This is a genomic window from Klebsiella sp. 2019SCSN059, from assembly GCF_021739525.1.
Classification (GTDB): domain Bacteria; phylum Pseudomonadota; class Gammaproteobacteria; order Enterobacterales; family Enterobacteriaceae; genus Klebsiella; species Klebsiella quasipneumoniae.
On the sequence record NZ_JAKKOM010000001.1, the window covers coordinates 123,882 to 142,359 of the forward strand.

The following is an 18,478-nucleotide window of genomic DNA, read 5'->3' on the forward strand; positions in this document are numbered from 1 at the left end:
CTGGAGGGGCTATGACGGCGTTTTTTCTGCAACAATTGATCAATGGGCTGACGCTGGGCGCGGTGTACGGCTTAATCGCCATCGGCTACACCATGGTGTATGGGATCATCGGCATGATCAACTTCGCCCACGGCGAGGTGTATATGGTCTCCGCCTACCTGTGCGCCATCGGCCTGGCGCTGCTCTCCTTCTTTGGGATCCACTCGTTCCCGCTGCTGATTTTCGCCACCCTGGTATTCACCATTGTGGTCACCGGCGTGTACGGCTGGGCGATCGAGCGCATCGCCTACCGGCCGCTGCGCAACTCGACGCGTCTGGCGCCGTTGATCTCGGCTATTGGAATGTCGCTGATCCTGCAGAACTATGTTCAGCTGAGCCAGGGGCCAAACCAGCAGGGGATCCCGACGCTGCTCAGCGGCGCGCTGCGTATGACGGTGGGCGATGGGGTAGTGCAGATCACCTGGACCAAGGTGTTTATTCTCGTCGCCGCGCTGGTGGGGATGCTGATCCTGACCTGGATTATCCAGTACACCCGGCTGGGGCGCATCTGCCGCGCCACCCAGCAGGACCGGCGCATGGCGGCGATCCTCGGCATCAATACCGACCGGGTGATCTCCCTGGTGTTTGTCATCGGCGCGGCGATGGCCGGCCTGGCCGGGGTGCTGGTGACCATGAACTACGGCACCTTCGACTTCTACATCGGATTTATTATCGGCATCAAAGCCTTCACCGCCGCGGTATTGGGCGGGATTGGCTCGCTGCCTGGCGCGATGCTGGGCGGACTGCTGCTCGGGGTGGCCGAGGCGCAGTTCGCCGGAATGGTGAATTCGGATTACAAAGACGTTTTTTCCTTTGCGCTGCTGGTGGCGATCCTGATTTTTCGCCCGCAGGGGCTGCTGGGTCGACCGCTGGTGGCCAAGGTCTGAGGGGGCTCTATGGGTGAACTGACGCGCCAGCCTGCGCGGGATATCAAAAGCGCGCTGATCGACAGCGTGCTGGCCGGTCTTTGCGCGTTAATTGTCTTTGGCCCGATCGTCGGCGTGGTGCTCAAAGGCTATGGCTTTACCCTCGCGCCCGCGCGGGTGGCGATCCTGGTGGCGGTGGTGATGGCCGGCAGACTGGCGCTCAGCCTGCTGCTGCAGAGCCGGCGGGGCAAGGCCTTGGTTGCCCGCTTTGAGGGGGCGGATGACGGGGTGTACGTCCGGCCCCCGGGCTACCGCTCGCGGCTGCGCTGGATAATGCCGCTGCTGGTGGGCCTGGCTATCGCCTTTCCGTTTCTCGCCAGCAAATACCTGCTGACCGTGGCGATCCTCGGGCTGATCTACGTCCTGCTCGGTTTGGGGCTGAATATCGTGGTGGGTCTCGCGGGGCTGCTCGATCTGGGCTATGTGGCGTTCTATGCTATCGGCGCCTACGGCCTGGCGCTGGGCTACCAGTACCTGGGCCTCGGCTTCTGGGCGATGCTGCCGCTGGGAGCGGTGATGGCGGCCCTCGCCGGGGCGTTGCTGGGCTTTCCGGTGCTGCGCATGCACGGCGACTATCTGGCCATCGTCACCCTCGGCTTTGGCGAAATCATTCGCCTGGTGCTTAACAACTGGGTGAGCTTCACCGGCGGCCCCAACGGCGTCCCGGTGCCGTCCCCGACGCTGTTTGGCCTCGAATTTACCCGCCGGGCAAAGGATGGCGGTATCCCTATCCATGAGTTCTTCCACGTCAGTTACAACCCCAACCTGAAATTCATCTTCCTCTACGCCGTGCTGTGCATGGTGGTGATACTGGTGCTGCTGGTGAAGCATCGCCTGACGCGGATGCCCATCGGCCGCGCCTGGGAGGCGCTGCGCGAGGATGAGATCGCCTGTCGGGCGATGGGGCTCAACCATGTGCTGGTCAAGCTCTCGGCGTTCATGCTCGGCGCGTCGACCGCCGGCATCGCCGGAGTGTTCTTCGCCAGCTATCAGGGATTTGTTAATCCGACGTCGTTCACCTTTTTTGAGTCGGCGCTGATCCTGGCGATTGTGGTGCTGGGGGGAATGGGCTCCACCCTTGGGGTGGTGCTGGCGGCGTTTGTCCTGACGGTCACCCCGGAACTGCTGCGCGGGTTTGACGAATATCGCGTGCTGCTGTTTGGCGTGCTGATGGTGCTGATGATGATCTGGCGGCCGCGCGGCCTGGTGCGCACCAGCCGCAGCGGGGTCGCGTTGCGAAAAGGAGTCGCGCCATGAGCGACAGCATCTTACGCGTTGAGCATCTGATGATGCATTTCGGCGGCATCAAAGCGCTGAATGACGTCAATCTGGAGGTGGAGCGGGGATCGATCACCGCCCTGATCGGCCCCAACGGCGCGGGCAAAACCACGGTATTTAACTGCCTGACCGGCTTTTACCGGGCGACGGGGGGGAGTATCGTGCTACGGGCGCGGGAAAAGGTCACCGATGTCATTCAGGTGCTGGGGCAAAAGCTTCACCCGGACGATTTCCTCCACCCGGCGCAACTGGGGCGGCGGATCTATTACAAGATGTTCGGCGGCACCCATCTGGTGAACCGCGCCGGTCTGGCCCGCACCTTCCAGAATATTCGCCTGTTCCGCGAGATGTCGGTGATTGAGAACCTGCTGGTGGCCCAGCATACCCAGGTCAACCGCCATCTGCTGGCCGGGATCCTCAACACCCGCAGCTATCGGCAGGCGGAAAGTCAGGCGCTGGATCGCGCGTTTTACTGGCTGGAGGTAGTGGAGATGGTGGACTGCGCCAACCGTCTGGCGGGAACGCTTTCCTACGGACAGCAGCGGCGGCTGGAGATCGCCCGCGCCATGTGCACCCGTCCGGAGATGATCTGTCTGGACGAGCCGGCGGCCGGACTCAACCCGGTTGAAACCCAGGCGCTGAGCCGGATCATCCGCTTTCTGCGCCAGCAGCACGGCATCACGGTGCTATTGATCGAACATGATATGGGGATGGTGATGGAGATTTCAGATCATATCATCGTCCTCGATCACGGGGACGTCATCGCCCGCGGCGCGCCGCAGGCGATTCAGGCCAACGCCAGCGTGATTGCCGCCTATCTTGGCGCTGAGGAAGAGGAGACGCGCCGATGAGCCAGCCACTGCTTGCCTTTGATGAGGTGGATGTCTTCTACGGGCCGATCCAGGCCCTGAAGCAGGTCTCCCTGACCGTCAACGAGGGGGAGACGGTGGCGCTGATCGGCGCCAACGGCGCGGGTAAATCGACGCTGTTGATGTCGGTCTTCGGGCAGCCGCGTATTGCCGGCGGGGAGATTTTCTATCGCGGGGAGGCGATCAGCCGGAAATCGACCCACTTTATCGCCAGCAACGGCATCGCCCAGGCCCCGGAAGGGCGGCGCATCTTTCCCGATATGACCGTCGAGGAGAATCTGCTGATGGGGACTATTGCCATTGGCAACCGCTATCAGGCCGAGGACAAGGCCCGGATGTACCAGCTGTTCCCCCGGCTGGAAGAGCGGCGGGGACAGCGGGCGATGACCCTCTCCGGCGGCGAACAGCAGATGCTGGCCATCGCCAGGGCGCTGATGAGCCGGCCGCGCCTGCTGCTGCTGGATGAGCCGAGCCTGGGACTGGCGCCGCTGGTGGTGAAGCAGATATTTCAGATCCTGCGCGAGCTGACGGCCCAGGGGATGACGCTGTTTCTGGTGGAGCAGAACGCCCGCCATGCCCTCAACCTGTCGGACCGCGCCTACGTGATGGTGAACGGCCAGATCCGCCTGAGCGGTAGCGGCCAGGCGCTGCTCAACGACCCGGAGGTGCGTAAGGCGTATCTGGGGATCAGCGGCTGAGAGGGTTAATCCCGCGGTTGGTTACGGGTTTTAATGTGCTGCCAGAAACGTTCGGCGGCCTGGTTAAGCCGCGAGCCGGAGCGGTAGAGCCAGGCGCCGATCGGCAGCGACAGGCTCTCATCGAGGATCGTCAGTCGGCCTTCGTCCAGCTCGCGCTGAATGGAGTACTGCGGCAGCCAGCCCACGCCGTCGCCATTGAGGATCATGCGCTTGAGCAGTTCGCTCATGGAAGAGACAAAGGTGAGGGAGAAGGTGATCTCCGGCGTGCGGTCGATGACCTGGTTCACCTGACGCCCCATATAGCTGTCGTTGGCGTATTTCATCAGCGGCAGCACGCCGCGATGTAAATGAAACAGCGGCCGGCCATGTTCGTCGCAGGGAGAGACCAGGTGCAGGTAAGAATCAAAAATTTTATGATTAATAAACGGATAGTTCATTAATTCTTCATTATAGAAGGAGAGGATAAAATCGCTTTTACCCTCTTTCAGGTTAAATACGGCGTCGTTGACGTTAATCGATTCAACATGAAAAGTCTTATTTTTACGGTCGGTGTAACCGGCGATAATTTCCGGCAGCAATAACACCGACAGCGAAGGGGCGGCGTCGATTCTTATTTTCTGCGTGGTGTTATTTAAACCTTTAATTCGGCTGATCTGAAAATCCATGTCGTCGAGCATATTTCGCGCATAGCCGACAAAAATTTTCCCGCGGTTGGTCAACTGCAGGGGGTTGGCGCTGCGGTCGAAGATGCTGAATCCGAGGGAAGCCTCCAGCGACTGGATGCGTCGGCTGAACGAGGACTGCGAGATATTGCGGGCTTTGGCCGCCAGGGTAAAGCTGCGTGACTCCTCGAGAGCAATCACATCATACAGCCATTTAACTTCCAGATTTGCCAACACCGATCCAGTCCTCAAAAACGCAATAAAGGCTATGCAATTTTAGCATAGCGCATAGAAACTATGCAATTAACATAATTATCGACAGGTGTTAACATTTTTTGGAAAGTTGAGATTTATGAATGCGTATCGGCGACCCTACATGAGCACGATATGAAATCGCGACTCACGGTTATTTATTGCTTTATTTCATTGCCCAGGATTTATCTTATTAAATAGCTGGCGACGATGACGAAAGCAATGAATAACCCAGGCCTCTTACCTTAAATAGTTTGTCAGGAGTTCCATGTCACAACAAATTGAATCAGTAAAAATGGCTCTGCAGGAGCTGGGGATTAATGCAAGCGGCGAATTGTTTTACAACCCTGATTACGATTTGCTTATTGCACATGAAACCGCTCCTGAGCTGACCGGCGCGGCCCGCGGCGTAATGACCGACTCTGGCGCTGTGGCAGTGGATACCGGCATCTTCACCGGCCGCTCGCCGCGCGATAAATATATCGTCAGAGACGAGCAGACGCGCGACACCGTATGGTGGGCTGACTCCGGCCTCGGCCGCAATGATAATAAGCCGTTATCGCCAGAAGTGTGGCGCAGCCTGAAAAGCCTGGTCGCAGGCCAGCTGAGCGGCAAAAAACTGTACATCATCGACGCCTGGTGCGGCGCCAGCCCGGACACCCGCCTTGGCGTGCGCTTCGTCACCGAGGTGGCGTGGCAGGCCCACTTTGTCAAAAACATGTTTATCGTGCCGAGCGCCGACGAGCTGGCCAGCTTTACCCCGGACTTCGTGGTGCTCAACGGCGCCGGCTGCACCAATGCCAACTGGCAGGCGCAGGGCATGAACTCCGAGAACTTCGTCGCCTTTAACCTGAGCGAGCGTATTCAGCTCATCGGCGGCACCTGGTACGGCGGCGAAATGAAAAAAGGGCTGTTCTCGGTCATGAACTACCTGCTGCCGCAGAAAGGCATCGCGTCGATGCACTGCTCGGCCAACCGCGGCGAAGCAGGGGACGTCGCGCTGTTCTTCGGCCTCTCCGGTACCGGCAAAACCACGCTGTCCACCGATCCGCATCGTCAACTGATTGGCGATGACGAGCACGGCTGGGACGATGATGGGGTGTTTAACTTCGAAGGCGGCTGCTACGCCAAGACCATCAATCTCGACCCGCAGGCGGAGCCGGAGATTTATGGCGCCATCCGCCGCAATGCGCTGCTGGAAAACGTGGTGGTGCGCGCCGACGGCAGCGTGGATTACGCCGACGGCAGCAAAACCGAGAACACCCGCGTCTCCTATCCGCTGTCGCATATCGACAATATCGTCAAGCCGGTGTCCCGGGCGGGCCATCCATCGAAGGTGATTTTCCTTGCCGCAGACGCGTTTGGTGTCCTGCCGCCGGTCTCCCGTCTGACCACCGAGCAGATGCAGTACCATTTCCTGTCGGGCTTCACCTCGAAGCTGGCGGGCACCGAGCGCGGCATTACCCAGCCGACGCCGACCTTCTCCGCCTGCTACGGCGCGGCGTTCCTGCTGCTTCACCCGACCCAGTACGCCAGCGTACTGGCGGCGAAGATGGCGGAATCCGGTGCGGAAGCCTGGCTGGTCAACACCGGCTGGAACGGCGAGGGCAAACGCCTGTCGCTGCGCGATACCCGCAGCATCATCAGCGCGATCCTCAATGGCACCACCGGCCCGCTGCGCGATGAAGCGATCCCGGTGTTCAATCTTGCGATCCCGCAGAGCATTTCGGGCGTCGACAGCGCGGTGCTGGATCCGCGTAATGGCTGGAGCTCAGCGGATAAGTGGCAGGAGAAGGCGGAGAGTCTGGCTCAGCTGTTTATGGATAACTTTAAGCAGTACAGCGATACCGAAGCGGGCGCGCGTCTGGCGCTGGCCGGTCCGCAGCTGCAGAATAGCGCGGTCGAAGCCTGATCCGCGGCCAGCAGGTCGACGCCTGGCGCCGACCTGCTGGCGAGCCGCTTTACTCCGCAAAGGCCTGCAGCGCATCGCCAGTGAGGCGATAACGCACCCACTCATCTTGCGGCTGCGCGCCAATGCTCAGATAGAAATCAATCGCCGGCTGGTTCCAGTCGAGCACGCTCCACTCCAGACGCCCGCACTGACGCTGTACAGCATATTGCGCGATGGTTTTCAGCAGCGCTTTTCCGGCGCCGATCCCGCGATAGTCGGGGGTTACGTACAGATCCTCCATATAGATGCCGTTACGGCCAAGCCAGGTGGAGTAGCTGGTGAAGAACACGGCGTAGCCCACCGCTTTGCCCGCCACCTCGCAGATCAGCGCCTCGGTTTTGCTGCTGCTGGCAAACAGCGTCTCTCTGATCTCCTCTGCCGTCGTCACCACCTCTTCGGGGGCTTTCTCGTAGACCGCGAGTTCATAAATCATGTCATAAATAGCGGTGGCGTCGTCCGGGGTGGCCTGGCGGATCGTGATGCTCATGGGTCGTCCTGTCTGAATGGTATGAAAGAAAGCAAAATTGCTGACCCAGAGCATAAGCGGTATTGTGAAAAGAATTAAGTGCAATGAAATCAGCAAACGATGAATATTATGCATCCTGTCCTGCGCCGTATCGACCTCAACCTGCTGCCGGTCTTTGACGCGGTCTATCGCTCCCGCTCGGTGCGCCTGGCGGCAGAAGAGCTGGCGATGAGCACCTCGGCGCTGAGCCATGCGCTCTCCCGGCTGCGCAGCGCCCTCAACGACCCGCTGTTCTATCGGGAAGGTCACCGGATGTGTCCCAGCGTCTATGCCAGCCAGCTGGCGCCCTCTATCGCTTCGGCGCTGAAATTTCTCAATCAGGAGCTGACGCCGCCGGCGGCGTTTGTGCCGGCCGCCAGCACCGACTGCATGCAGATTGCGATCACCGATTTCACCGCGTTCTGCGTCTTTCCGACGCTGATGCACCACCTGCAGCGTGAGGCGCCCGGGCTGCGGTTTGAGCTCCGTTATCTGCCCCACAGCCCGGCGCTGACCGAGCTGCTGGCGGGGGAGGTCGATCTGGCTCTCGGGTTCAATACCCCTGACGAGCCAGTTCATCCCGATCTCGAGGAGATTAACTGGCTGCGGGACGAATATGTGGTTATCAGCCAGGCCGACCGAACGGCGCTCACCCTGGACGCCTACCTTGCGGCCCGTCATCTGGTGGTGACCCCGTGGAATGAGCGGCAGGGGGTGCTGGACTGTGAGCTGGAGCGGCAGGGCTATTCGCGGCAGGTGGCGGTGAAAACGCCCTCGATGCTGAGCGCTCCCTTTATTATTGAGCAGAGCGATCTGCTGATGGCGCTGCCCCGGCGGGCGGCGGAGACGATGGCTCGCGCCGCCCGGCTGACCATTTTCCCGCTGCCGTTTCCGGTTCCCCCGTTTGACGTCAAGATTTACGCCCACAAACGCAGCGGGAAACGCGAGGCCACCCGCTGGCTGATCTCCCTGTTGCAGACGCTGGGGAACGCCGCCGCGGCGCCGGCGCCCTGAGGTCACGTCCGGATTATTAACATCTTGCCGCTCGGCGTCGCGTTAACCCTGCCGGGCCGGGTATGTCTTTTACCGCCTGGCGCCCGGGGCGCAGCGGCGTACCCTGGCCTCGGTCACAAAACGGAAAACTCACTTTTTCATCCCTGCCGCCGACGCTGATGGCGCAGAGAGTGTTAAATGATTGTATATAAAAGTAATGTTAATTAGTTAAATGTTATTTATGCGTAAATTGCATCAATGGATGCGTTTATTACGCTTATTTCGTTCCCGGTTCTGTTTCAGTCTTCAGCAACAGGCGCGCGACAACGCGTGGATAACAAACTGGAGACCTGCATGCATTCGACAACCTCACTGATGAGCACCCGTGACCGGCTCGGCGCCATTCTGCGCGTCACGTCCGGTAACTTTCTCGAACAGTTCGACTTTTTCCTGTTCGGGTTTTATGCCACCTACATCGCACATACCTTTTTTCCGGCGAGCAGTGAATTCGCCTCGCTGATGATGACCTTCGCGGTCTTTGGCGCCGGCTTTCTGATGCGGCCCATCGGCGCCATCGTGCTTGGCGCCTATATCGACAAGGTAGGGCGGCGCAAAGGGCTGATTGTGACCCTGTCGATCATGGCCACCGGCACCTTCCTGATCGTGCTGATCCCCTCTTACCAGGCCATTGGCCTGTGGGCGCCGCTGCTGGTGCTGATCGGCCGCCTGCTGCAGGGCTTCTCCGCCGGCGCTGAGCTGGGCGGGGTATCCGTCTATCTGGCCGAGATCGCCACCCCGGGCCGCAAAGGGTTTTACACCAGCTGGCAGTCGGGCAGTCAGCAGGTCGCCATTATGGTGGCGGCCGCGATGGGCTTTGCCCTCAACGCCGTGCTGGAGCAGAGCGCCATCAGCGACTGGGGCTGGCGTATTCCGTTCCTTTTCGGCTGCCTGATCGTCCCGTTCATTTTTGTGCTGCGCCGTAAGCTGGAGGAGACCCAGGAGTTTACTGCCCGCCGCCATCATCTGGCGATGCGCCAGGTATTCGCCACCCTGCTGGCGAACTGGCAGGTGGTCATCGCCGGGATGATGATGGTGGCGATGACCACCACCGCGTTCTATCTGATCACCGTCTATGCGCCGACCTTTGGCAAAAAAGTGCTGATGCTCAGCGCCTCGGACAGCCTGCTGGTCACGCTGCTGGTGGCGATTTCCAACTTCTTCTGGCTGCCGGTGGGCGGGGCGCTGTCCGACCGCTTTGGCCGCCGGCCGGTGCTGATTGCCATGACCCTGCTGGCGCTGGCTACCGCGTGGCCTGCGCTGACCATGCTGGCGAACGCGCCGAGCTTTTTGATGATGCTGAGCGTGCTGCTGTGGTTGTCCTTTATCTACGGCATGTACAACGGGGCGATGATCCCGGCGCTGACCGAAATTATGCCCGCCGAAGTGCGCGTGGCAGGCTTCTCGCTGGCCTATAGCCTGGCGACCGCGGTGTTTGGCGGCTTCACGCCGGTGATTTCCACGGCGCTGATTGAATATACCGGTGATAAAGCTTCCCCAGGCTACTGGATGAGCTTTGCCGCCGTCTGCGGCCTGCTGGCCACTTGCTACCTCTATCGCCGCAGCGCCGTTACGCTGCAGACGGCACGTTAATCAGGGAGATGATGATGCGTAAAACGACAGGAACCCTGCTGGCCACGCTGCTGCTGGCCGCCACCGGCGGCAGCGCGCTGTCCGCTGAGGTCACCATGATGATCTCCGGCGGCTTCAAAGCGGCGCTGGAAAAGCTGGCCCCGGCATGGGAAAAACAAAGCGGTAACCACCTCGTGGTGATCCCCGGGCCGTCGATGGGGAAAACGCCGCAGGCGATCCCTAACCGCCTGGCGCGGGGCGAACACGCGGACGTGGTGATTATGGTCGGCGACGCGCTGACCGGCCTCGAGAAAGCGGGCCGTACGCAACCGGATTCGCGCCGGGAGCTGGCCGACTCGCCCATCGGCGTGGTGGTGAAAGCGGGAGCGCCGCTGCCGGCTATCCGCAGCGCAGACCAGCTGCGGGCGGCGCTGCTGGCTGCGCCGTCGGTCGCGTACTCCGACAGCGCCAGCGGACGCTATGTCAGCTCGACGCTGTTCCACCGCCTGGGCATTGATGAGGCGATGCAGAGCAAAGCGCAGATGGTGGAGCGTATTCCGGTAGCCTCGGAAGTGGCGAAGGGACGGTATGAGATCGGTTTTCAGCAGGTAAGCGAACTGCTGCCGGTGCCCGGCGTGACCTTTGTCGGCGAACTGCCGGATAACCTGCAGTACATCACCCGCTTTGCCGGGGCGGTGACCGTCAGCGCCGACCACCCGCAGGAAGGAAAGGCGCTGCTGACGTATCTGGCCTCACCGGCGGCGCAGGAGACCATCCACGCCACCGGTATGCGAAGCGTAGCTGCCGCCGCGCCGGTCAGCCAGAAGGATACTGTTCAATAATCAGCTTCTCCAGCTCTGCCGCCACGTAGGACTGAATACGGCCGCTGAGGCGGATCAGACCTACCGTACGGGTGACCACCGGCTCGGTAAGCGGTACGGCGCGGAGAACGGAATGCTCCCCGGCGGGCATCGACATCGCGGGCACGGCGGCAATGCCGATGCCCGCTTCCACCATACCCAGCATCGTGGTGACGTGGCGGGTTTCGCAAATGCTTGGCCGCGCCGGCGTCAGATGCGCCAGCTCCCTGTCGAGCAGCGTCCGGTTGCCGGAGACCCGATCGAGGCCAATATAATCCTGTTCAAAGTATGCCTGCCAGCTGAGGTGCGTCCTGCTCGCCAGCGGATGGTCGTGCCGACAGGCGGCGACATAGCGGTCGTCGGCCAGCGGGGTGAATTCGATGCTGGCCGGCAGGTTTTTGGCAAAGCAGAGGCCAAAGTCAGCCTGTCCGCTGCTCACCGCCTCAATGACATTCCCGGCGCTGCTGTCGATCAGCCGGATACGCACCTGGGGAAAGCGCGCCTGAAAGCTGCGGATGATTTCCGGCATAAAGTAGTAGGCGGCTGAAGGTACCGTCGCCACTGTCACCAGCCCGGTACGCGCCTTGCTGACCTGGCTGATATCCGCCAGCACCGTCTCGACGTGGGCCAGCAGCTGCTCCGAACGTTCGGCAAAATTCTGTCCATACAGCGTAAGGGTCACGCGGCGGGTGGTGCGCTCGAACAGCCGGTTGCCTAACGCGGTTTCCAGCTTTTCGATGCGGCGGCTGAGGGCCGACTGCGACAGGCAAATGGATTCTGCGGCCAGCCGAAAGCTGCCATACTCCATCAGGGCGCGAAAGGCATAGAGATCGTTGAAGTCAAAATTTACGGGCATGGCGGCGGCATCCTTATCGGCTGTCTGGCGCCTCGCCCCGTCCGGTGAGGGGCGATGGCGACGAAAATCGGCTCGGCAGGTGACTGGGCGCGCGGCTGACCGCACGCCGGGTCGTCATACCTTGAGCAGTTTTACCGTGGCATCGATATCGATTTCGTCTTCCGAGAAGATCAGGGTTGTCCCCTGAAAGGTGGTGATCGCCAGCTTTTTCACCGAGCGCATCTCTCCCGGCTGCACCGCGGATTTTGGCCGGATGCTGTTCATCAGCAGCCCGACCGACAGCACCGCGTTTTCTTTATCCACGCGGGTCTCGACCGGCTCTTCTTCCCGGTAAACCACATAGGATTTGATGGAGGTCAGCTTCAGCCGCTCGCCGGCGATATAGATATATTTGCTTTCCGAAATGACCTTCACCGCGTAGGCCGACAGCCCTTTATTGTTGGTGGTAGGTTCAAAAGTCACCGCCGCGTCTTTCTTGATGAGATCGGGATTGGCGACCTTAATCACATGAAAATACCGGTTTTCGCCGTTTTCATCTTTGATAAATCCAAAACCTTTATCTTTAAACCACGTTGTGATTGTTCCGTTCATCGCCATTACCGTTCTTACTCGTTGGTTAACTCAAATTTTGCAGCGCGCAGTGTAAAGCACATTGCCTGCGCAGACCATGCCTTTGCGATAAGTGTGGGTGATAAATGACGCCGCCGCGAGGGCGGATCGTGCGCCAGCGTCGTACCGGCGGGCAAAATGGGTTACTATCGCCGGCCACTCCTTCTTCGGGCCGTCTGATGTCCACCATTATCGATACCTTTGTCGCTCCGCCGTGCCGCGAGCAGATAACCCTCCTGTATCAGGACGAACACCTGCTGCTGATCAATAAACCTGCCGGGCTGCTGAGTCTGTCAGGCAAAGATCCGCGCAACCTCGACTCCGTGCATCATCGACTGGTCCAGCGCTTTCCGGGCTGCACCCTGGTACACCGCCTTGATTTCGGCACTTCCGGTCTGATGGTGGTCGCCCGCAACAAGGTGATTAACGCCGCGCTGTGCCAGCAGTTCAGTCAGCGCACGGTGGGTAAGGTCTATACGGCGCTGCTGTGCGGCCATCTGCCGGAAGATGAAGGGATAGTGGAGGCGGCGATCGCCAAAGACCCGGCCCGTTTCCCGCGCATGTCGATCTGCGCCCGGCACGGCAAACCGGCGCGTTCGCGCTACCGGGTAATTGACCGTATGTACCAGACGCGGGAAGGGGAGAGGGCGCTGGCGCTGACGAGGGTGGCGCTCACCCCGGAGACCGGGCGCACCCATCAGCTGCGGATCCACTGTCAGCTGCTGGGCTATCCGATCCTTGGCTGCGATCTGTATGGCGGCCGGGAATTGCCGGGCACGGAACAGGCTCCGCGGCTGATGCTGCACGCCAGCGAACTGCGTTTTCGCCACCCCGTCAGTCGCGAGCCGATGCATATCCAGCAGGCAAGCTCGTTCTGATCGCCTGCCGCCGGAAGCCCGCGATCACCACATCAGGTCGTCGGGCACCTTAAAGTCGGCGTATGGATCGTCTTCATCCTGCTCATCCTGGCTCAGGGCGCTGTGCAACACGATGCTGCTGGCATCGCGCTGGGCAATTTTCTCAGCCACAATCGCCGGAATAATTGCATATTCCCCTTCAGGTTTGTTATCCACCGCCAGGCGGGCAATCGCCAGGCGACCGTTAATCAGCTGGGTTTGGGTGGTCTTGTCGACCATGATTTTTTTGATCAGATTATTATCGGTAAAGTTAAAGCCGATATCGCCCCGGGCGACGGTAATGCGGTTCATCTCAATCAGCTGCTTGACCTGAGCTTTATACTCTTTCGCCAGCACCGCCTGCTTTTGCTGCTCGCTGAGCTGTTTATCGCGCTCCAGCTGGGCTTTTTTATTCTCTTCCACCGCTTCCCGGGCCTCACGGGCCTGCACGCGGGATTTTTTCGCCGTTCTCTGGACTTTGGCCATTTTTTTGCTGCTGACCAGGCCGGCTTTGAGCATCTGCTCTTGTAAGGTAAGTTTTGTCATTTGCGTATCTGAAGCTTAGGAAACATCTGGCAAGTATACCTGCATTGGCGGAAACGACGCCAGACCCGCGGACGTACTGGGCCGCTGTGCCCGGTAGCGCGAGACTGGCCGGGGATTACTCCCGGGGCTGGAGCTGATAAACCCAGGCGCTGACCTGCTGTCCATCGTCGGTAGTCACCTCCACCGACACCCGATCGTACCCCTCCTCAAAGTCGTCCAGCATGGGCCAGTGCGCCGCCAGCCGGTCGGACAGGAACAGATAACCGTTGACCCGCGGGCCGTTGGCATCGAGGACGATCCCCGGAAAATCAGCGGCTGCGCCCCAGCCGCGCGCGTAAAAGGTACCGGTAACGTAACCCGGACGCCACTCGCCCCCGATCGCCTCCAGAATATGCGCATTGCTGCGACCGGGACAGAGCGTCCCATAGACAAATAGCGGTTTCATTTTCTCTCTCTCGTTCGCCCTGATACCCGCCCCCAGCGGAGCGGAAAACCAAAATACGGGGTAATTCAGCGCCTGGCAATGGCCGGGTGGGGGGGCAGGCATCTCTCTGATGCCGGGGGAGATTCAGGCGCCGGCGCTGTCGGTGGCATATTTACTGCAGTGACAATTTTAGTGTTGAGTTTTTTTTATTATTTGCAGGTGAATATAAATAATATTTAATAGCGAAATAATAAATGGACGGCTTATGGAATAAGCTGCGTGAATGGAATGAAGAGGAATTATAAAACTTCCTTGGGTTGAATTCAGATATTATTTAGGGCCAGGCGTTACCTCCCCTGGCTATTTCACTTTAAGATAAACCTCCCTTGAACAAAAAATACCATCTGATTTCGAAATTCTCGCGGGCAGGGGAGATATTTCCTTTCCTTGAAGCGGCAGGCAATCAATCGAGACGAACGACCTTCGGGAGAAAAACCGCTAGTGAGGAACAGGCCAGAGCAAATGCAGGGGCTGAGGCGAACGCAAGGTATATGAAGGATATCCCACCGGGCATTTGGTCCTGTCTGCAGACAGATGAAAGTGAAAGGCACAGGAGGTGCGATGAAGATTTTCCGCCCATTATGGCGCGATGGGGCTTTTCTGGTTCCGCAGCAGTTTCAGCAACAGGCCCGCTGGGAGGCGCACGTCGCCGATACGGTCTCCCGCATGGCGCTCGCCCACCCCTGGGGGGTATTGCGCGCGGAGTTTGACGCCAGCGCGCTCACTCTTTCCCGGCTCAACGCCACCCGGCTGATCGTGCGTTTCGCCGACGGCGCGCTGATTGACACCGAGCTGGCGGATATTTTGCCACCGGTCCGCGATGTATCGGACGTGATGCAGGACAACGTGGAGGTTCTGCTCGCTCTGCCGCTGCTCAGCGCCAGCGGCGGCAATCTTGATGACGGCCAGGAAAGCGCCCGCCCGCGCCGCTGGCGCGCCGAGCAGGTGACCGTGCAGGAGCTGGCAGGCCATGAACGCAGCGAGCTGGCCGTCCTGCGGCACACGCTGACGCTGCGTCTCTCCATCGAAGAAAACGCAGCCTTCCTAACCTGCCCGGTAGCGCGTCTGGGACGCGACGCCCAGGGACAGTGGATCTTTGACCCGAAATTCATCCCGCCGCTGCTGTCGCTGGCCGCAAGCCCGACGCTGGTCAGCGAGCTGGGCGAGCTGCTACATCGCCTGCAGGCCCGACGCAGACGCCTCATGGCCATGCGCCGTGAAAGCAATGCGCGGATGGCTGATTTTGCCGTGGCGGATGTTTCCCTGTTCTGGCTGCTCAACGCACTGAACAGCGCCGAGCCGGTGCTCAGCGAGCTGCATCAGGACCCTTCGCGCCATCCGGAGCTGCTCTATCGTGAACTGGCCAGGCTGGCCGGCAGTCTGCTGACCTTCTCTCTTGAACATCATCTGGACGCGATCCCCCGCTACCGGCATGCCTCGCCGGAGCAGGTATTCCCACCGCTGTTTGCCCTGTTGGATACGCTGCTCGAAGTCAGCTTGCCCTCAAGGGTGATCGCCATCGCGCTGGAGCAGGGTGCTGACCGGGAGATCTGGCGGGGGAGGCTGCACGATGCACGGCTGCGCGAGGGGGCGGATTTTTATCTGTCGGTGCGTTCTTCACTTCCCCCTCACCAGCTTCAGAGCCGCTTTCCGCAGCTCTGTAAGGCGGGTAGCCATGATGATGTCGCCGAGGTCGTCAACATTGCCCTCAGCGGCATCGCGATCAAACCGCTGAGCCACGTGCCGGCGGCCATTCCGCTACGTCTGGAAAACCAATATTTCGCTCTGGATCTTTCCACCGATGCCGCCCGCGCGATGCTGGAGGCTGGCAACTGCACCTTCTATACCCCGGAATCGCTTGGCGACGTGAAACTTGAACTCTTTGCGGTACTGCGCTCATGAATATCTCTGAAAGCGATCTGATCAACAAAACCTTTTACCCGGGCTGGCTGATGGTCAGTCAGTTACGCTGCGGCCAGCCGGTGACCGATGGCGAGGCGCTCTATCGTCAGGCCTGTCGATGGGTGACCGAGGCGCGAGAGGCGCTGGCGGCGGCAGGCGTCAGTGAAGCCAGCGCTGAGCAGATGCTCTATGCCTACTGCGCGCTGCTTGATGAGAGCGTCCTTAACCGCGCCAGTCAGGATGATGGCTGGCGCAGGTGGCGCAAGGATCCGCTGCAGGCGCGCTTTTTCAGCACCCTCAACGCCGGGGAAGAGCTCTGGGAACGGATCCGCCAGCTGCTACGAGAGCCCGCGGCGGATGCGGCAGTGCTGACCTGCTTCTTTCGTACTTTGCAGCTGGGGTTTGTCGGAGAGTACCGCGCCCAGGATGACGAACGGCGTGAGGATGTAGCGCATGCGCTTGGCGCGCGGGTTCCGCCGTTCAGCATAACCCAGGAGGCGCCGGTGGTGGTTCGTGCCTCCCGGCTGCGCAGCGGACGGCGGATGTACTGGTGCGGCTGGGCGGCTGGCATTGTGGCGCTGGCGGCGCTGTGGTTGACCTTCTCCTCCATGCTGTCACAGATGGTGGCGCATATAGCAGGGCAGGGATAAGAGATGTGTGATAACGCCTGTCGTCTGCTTACGCTACTGACCGTCATCCTGGCCCTGTGGCTGGTGCTGGGCTTCTGGCCGCTGTCCATCGGCAACCAGGTGATCGTCAGTCTGTGCATCCTGCTGGTGGGCGGCGCGGCGCTCTGGCGTCAGCGTCGCCGGGCAGTCAGCCGTCAGCGACCGGAAATCGTCCTGCCGTCCGAGGATTTTCAGGGGGCGGTGGTTCTGGTCTGCGGGGATACCGACGGTCTGTTTCCCGGGCGTTCGGCGCACTGCGAAACCCGCCTCGGCTGGTATCTACGGGGGGAAAGCGCGGAGCAATTGCCGCTGCTGGCGCAGTACCTGGCGGCGGCGCGTCCAGCACTGGTATCGCAGGTTTCCGTGCTGCTGGCGGTGGTACCGGAGCACCACACCACCGGGGAGCACCTGGTGCAGTCGCTGTGCGACTGGCGGCGGAGTATTGTTCAGTGCCGAACCTGGTTAAACGGTCTGCCGCCGGTGTGGAGCGTGTTCTGGGTGACGCCGCCTGGCGGCCAGGTAGAGGAAAACCGCTGGTTTACCGTCACGCCGGAGAGGCCTGGTCTCCAGGTGCGGCAGAAAGGACAAGCGCCCCAGTCGGTTGCCGAGTGGCAGCGGGAGGGCAGACCTGATTCACGCCTGTATCAGACGCTGTGGCTGGAGAGCATTCTGGCGTTGGCAGAAAACGTTCTTTTCCGGCCATTCCGCGCCCGGCAGGCGGAACTTCCTCCGCTGAACCTGTGTGCCGTGGGCATCTGCCTGACACCGATGGTAGCGGCGGCAAATAACCTCTGGCAACAGCAAATCGCCGGGATCACCACGCTCTCCCCGGGCAACGCCGCGGCGCCAGGTCCTCACCCGCTGCCGGATCTTCTTCTGTCAACACTGCCTCACCGCCACGGGGTCAGCCGCCGGATGCGCGCTGCCGGTCTTGCCGCTGGCATGGGCTTCCTCTTTCTGGCGCTGGCGATGCTGGCTTCCTTTATCAACAACCAGCGCCTCGTGCGCAGCGTCGGCGATCATCTGGCGGTCTACCACCGCCTTAGCGGCGCGCCGCCGACGCCGAAGCTGCAGGCGCAGCAGCGTCTGCGTGCCGACAGCCGCCTGCTGGATGACTGGCAGCGCCGGGGAGAGCCGCTGCGTTACCGGCTGGGGTTGTATCAGGGATTGCGGCTGATCCCCTTCGTGGAAGCCGCGATCAATGACTGGGCGCCGCCCCCGCCGCCGCGTCCGGTCATTAAGCAGGTTGTGCAGGGGCCGCAGACGATCCGCCTCGATAGCATGGCGCTGTTCGATACCGGCAAATCGACGCTGAAACCGGGTTCGACAAAGCTGCTGGTGAACTCGCTGCTGGGCATTAAGGCGAAACCCGGCTGGCTGATCGTGGTGGCAGGCCATACCGACAGCATCGGCAATGATAGATCTAATCAACAACTCTCCCTGAAGCGTGCCGAGGCGGTCCGCGACTGGATGCGCGATACCGGCGATGTGCCGGAGAGCTGTTTTGCGGTGCAGGGCTACGGCGCAAGTCGTCCTGTCGCCAGCAACGAGACGCCAGACGGGCGGGCGCAAAATCGCCGGGTGGAGATCAGTCTGGTCCCGCAGAAGGACGCCTGTCTGACGCCGGGCACGGCTAATACCTCAGGAGCCGGGGCTGACGCCTTAAAAAACGAAACCGAGTAATCCGCGACCCCGAACGAGGACGTTGAACAACAACAATCTGGCTGCCTGACCCTGTGCGCTACGGGTCCCTGATAAACAGGAAATAGCGATGGGCGGTAGCGTGCCTGCAGCCAGTCAATCTTGTCGGCAAGTGAGGCCTCTGCGGGGGTGAAGTGCGGGACAGGGGGATGGA

At 60.7% G+C, this 18,478-nt stretch carries 18 protein-coding genes; 12 read left to right on the forward strand and 6 right to left on the reverse strand.

Annotated elements, in window-relative coordinates; all coding sequences use genetic code 11:
- Positions 1-11 precede the first annotated feature (11 nt).
- From L2I46_RS00675 to L2I46_RS00690, 4 genes are read left to right on the forward strand one after another with little or no spacing between them, the layout of a single operon-like run.
- Positions 12-926 carry an ABC transporter permease subunit gene (locus tag L2I46_RS00675; protein ID WP_023290184.1) on the forward strand — a complete coding sequence of 305 codons (915 nt, stop codon included), beginning with the start codon at positions 12-14 and terminating at the stop codon, positions 924-926.
- 9 nt (positions 927-935) lie between these two features.
- A complete protein-coding gene (gene livM, locus L2I46_RS00680) occupies positions 936-2,222 on the forward strand; it encodes a high-affinity branched-chain amino acid ABC transporter permease LivM (protein WP_023290183.1) in 1,287 nt (428 codons plus the stop codon).
- Positions 2,219-3,094, forward strand: a complete 876-nt coding sequence (locus tag L2I46_RS00685) for an ABC transporter ATP-binding protein (protein WP_072420770.1) — start codon at positions 2,219-2,221, stop codon at positions 3,092-3,094. Before livM ends, L2I46_RS00685 begins: the two co-directional genes overlap by 4 nt.
- On the forward strand, positions 3,091-3,810 hold the full coding sequence (locus L2I46_RS00690; RefSeq protein ID WP_023290181.1) for an ABC transporter ATP-binding protein: 720 nt from the start codon (positions 3,091-3,093) through the stop codon (positions 3,808-3,810). The genes L2I46_RS00685 and L2I46_RS00690 overlap by 4 nt, the downstream gene beginning before the upstream one ends.
- A gap of 5 nt (positions 3,811-3,815) precedes the next feature.
- Here the strand turns inward: L2I46_RS00690 and L2I46_RS00695 are convergent, their stop codons facing one another.
- A complete protein-coding gene (locus L2I46_RS00695; protein ID WP_023290180.1) occupies positions 3,816-4,709 on the reverse strand; it encodes a LysR substrate-binding domain-containing protein in 894 nt (297 codons plus the stop codon).
- A 283-nt stretch (positions 4,710-4,992) separates the two neighbouring features.
- Between L2I46_RS00695 and pckA the strand changes: the two genes are divergently transcribed.
- Positions 4,993-6,636: a phosphoenolpyruvate carboxykinase (ATP) gene (gene pckA / locus L2I46_RS00700; protein ID WP_072413373.1), complete on the forward strand. Its 1,644-nt coding sequence runs from the start codon at positions 4,993-4,995 to the stop codon at positions 6,634-6,636.
- Between the two features lie 49 nt (positions 6,637-6,685).
- On the opposite strand, the gene L2I46_RS00705 is transcribed toward pckA, so the two are convergent.
- The gene (locus L2I46_RS00705) at positions 6,686-7,162 is read right to left on the reverse strand and encodes a GNAT family N-acetyltransferase (protein ID WP_065813351.1); all 477 of its coding nucleotides are present in this window, start codon (positions 7,160-7,162) and stop codon (positions 6,686-6,688) included.
- Between the two features lie 99 nt (positions 7,163-7,261).
- Here L2I46_RS00705 and L2I46_RS00710 point away from each other — a divergent pair, with 99 nt between their 5' ends.
- The 3 genes from L2I46_RS00710 (at position 7,262) to L2I46_RS00720 (ending at position 10,644) form a co-directional block, all read left to right on the forward strand.
- The gene (locus L2I46_RS00710; protein WP_117132444.1) at positions 7,262-8,194 is read left to right on the forward strand and encodes a LysR family transcriptional regulator; all 933 of its coding nucleotides are present in this window, start codon (positions 7,262-7,264) and stop codon (positions 8,192-8,194) included.
- 333 nt (positions 8,195-8,527) lie between these two features.
- Positions 8,528-9,823 (forward strand): MFS transporter, encoded by a 1,296-nt coding sequence (locus tag L2I46_RS00715; protein ID WP_044523912.1) that lies wholly within the window; start codon positions 8,528-8,530, stop codon positions 9,821-9,823.
- 11 nt (positions 9,824-9,834) lie between these two features.
- Positions 9,835-10,644: a substrate-binding domain-containing protein gene (locus L2I46_RS00720; protein ID WP_236947525.1), complete on the forward strand. Its 810-nt coding sequence runs from the start codon at positions 9,835-9,837 to the stop codon at positions 10,642-10,644.
- On the opposite strand, the gene L2I46_RS00725 is transcribed toward L2I46_RS00720, so the two are convergent.
- Together L2I46_RS00725 and L2I46_RS00730 are read right to left on the reverse strand one after the other, a co-directional pair.
- Positions 10,619-11,518, reverse strand: a complete 900-nt coding sequence (locus tag L2I46_RS00725; RefSeq protein ID WP_023290175.1) for a LysR family transcriptional regulator — start codon at positions 11,516-11,518, stop codon at positions 10,619-10,621. The genes L2I46_RS00720 and L2I46_RS00725 overlap by 26 nt on opposite strands.
- Positions 11,519-11,632: 114 nt before the next feature.
- Complete coding sequence (locus L2I46_RS00730) at positions 11,633-12,115, reverse strand: cold-shock protein (RefSeq protein WP_236947462.1); 483 nt, start codon at positions 12,113-12,115, stop codon at positions 11,633-11,635.
- A gap of 191 nt (positions 12,116-12,306) precedes the next feature.
- Between L2I46_RS00730 and L2I46_RS00735 the strand changes: the two genes are divergently transcribed.
- On the forward strand, positions 12,307-13,005 hold the full coding sequence (locus L2I46_RS00735) for an RluA family pseudouridine synthase (RefSeq protein WP_032428902.1): 699 nt from the start codon (positions 12,307-12,309) through the stop codon (positions 13,003-13,005).
- A gap of 24 nt (positions 13,006-13,029) precedes the next feature.
- Here the strand turns inward: L2I46_RS00735 and L2I46_RS00740 are convergent, their stop codons facing one another.
- On the reverse strand, positions 13,030-13,569 hold the full coding sequence (locus L2I46_RS00740; RefSeq protein ID WP_023290173.1) for a DUF2058 domain-containing protein: 540 nt from the start codon (positions 13,567-13,569) through the stop codon (positions 13,030-13,032).
- 115 nt (positions 13,570-13,684) lie between these two features.
- Entirely contained in the window at positions 13,685-14,014 is a 330-nt protein-coding gene (locus L2I46_RS00745) for a gamma-glutamylcyclotransferase family protein (protein WP_236947463.1), read from the reverse strand.
- 600 nt (positions 14,015-14,614) lie between these two features.
- On the opposite strand from L2I46_RS00745, the gene tssK reads away from it, so the two are divergent.
- From tssK to L2I46_RS00760, 3 genes are read left to right on the forward strand one after another with little or no spacing between them, the layout of a single operon-like run.
- Complete coding sequence (gene tssK, locus L2I46_RS00750; RefSeq protein WP_236947464.1) at positions 14,615-15,955, forward strand: type VI secretion system baseplate subunit TssK; 1,341 nt, start codon at positions 14,615-14,617, stop codon at positions 15,953-15,955.
- Positions 15,952-16,605 (forward strand): type VI secretion system protein TssL, short form, encoded by a 654-nt coding sequence (gene tssL / locus L2I46_RS00755; RefSeq protein WP_102002948.1) that lies wholly within the window; start codon positions 15,952-15,954, stop codon positions 16,603-16,605. The genes tssK and tssL overlap by 4 nt, the downstream gene beginning before the upstream one ends.
- A 3-nt stretch (positions 16,606-16,608) precedes the next feature.
- Positions 16,609-18,306, forward strand: a complete 1,698-nt coding sequence (locus L2I46_RS00760; protein WP_236947465.1) for an OmpA family protein — start codon at positions 16,609-16,611, stop codon at positions 18,304-18,306.
- Positions 18,307-18,478 lie beyond the last annotated feature (172 nt).